This window comes from Acinetobacter sp. AG1 (assembly GCF_001005525.1).
Taxonomy (GTDB): Bacteria; Pseudomonadota; Gammaproteobacteria; order Pseudomonadales; family Moraxellaceae; genus Acinetobacter; species Acinetobacter modestus.
Genome location: NZ_LBMZ01000008.1, coordinates 1 through 1,165 on the forward strand (window position 1 = coordinate 1; position 1,165 = coordinate 1,165).

A 1,165-nucleotide genomic window follows, 5' to 3' on the forward strand; every position below is an offset into this window, starting at 1 on the left:
ACTTGGCCAATGACAACGACTTGACAGTGGATGCCAATGTCAGCTTTACCGATGTTGCGGGCAACAGCAGCAGCGTCAACGACAGCCAAAGCTATACTGTGGACACTACAGCGCCTGTGGTGACCTTGACCGATCTCAGTAGCAATGACCAAACCCCAGCGCTTAGCGGTACTATTGATGACCCAACCGCGACAGTGGTGGTGAATGTGAACGGTACCGACTACACCGCCACCAATAACGGTGATGGGACTTGGACATTAGCAGACAACACCTTACCGAGCTTGCCAGAAGCGAACTACCCAATCACCGTGACGGCAACAGACAGCGCAGGCAATGTGGGTACGGATACCGGCAGCTTAAGCATTGACTTAACTCCACCAAGCACCACTACGACAGTGTTTAGCATTGATGCGATCACTGCAGACAATGTGATTAACAGCACAGAGGCAGGCGCTGCGACCGTGACCCTCACAGGGGTGCTCACTGGAATCCCAGCGGATGCAAGCAGTACGGTGGTCACCGTGACCGTGAATGGCAATGACTACACCGCGACTGTAGACACAGTTGCAGGCACTTGGAGTGTTGATGTCAGCGGCAGTGACTTGGCCAATGACAACGACTTGACAGTGGATGCCAATGTCAGCTTCACCGATGTTGCGGGCAACAGCAGCAGCGTCAACGACAGCCAAAGCTATACTGTGGACACTACAGCGCCTGTGGTGACCTTGACCGATCTCAGCACCAATGACCAAACCCCAGCGCTTAGCGGTACCATAGATGACCCAACCGCGACCGTGGTGGTGAACGTGAACGGTACCGACTACACCGCCACCAACAACGGTGATGGGACTTGGACCTTAGCAGACAACACCTTACCGAGCTTGCCAGAAGCGAACTACCCAATCACCGTGACGGCAACAGACAGCGCAGGCAATGTGGGTACGGATACCGGCAGCTTAAGCATTGACTTAACTCCACCAAGCACCACTACGACAGTGTTTAGCATTGATGCGATCACTGCAGACAATGTGATTAACAGCACAGAGGCAGGCGCTGCGACCGTGACCCTCACAGGGGTGCTCACTGGAATCCCAGCGGATGCAAGCAGTACGGTGGTCACCGTGACCGTGAATGGCAATGACTACACCGCGACTGTAGACACAGT

The 1,165-nt window shown here is 54.5% G+C and carries 1 protein-coding gene; it reads left to right on the forward strand.

The genetic code is table 11. The features are described from left to right. Window positions 1-1,165, forward strand: a 1,165-nt coding sequence (locus AAV96_RS00045; protein ID WP_046737822.1) for an Ig-like domain-containing protein, incomplete at both ends; no start/stop codon positions are given.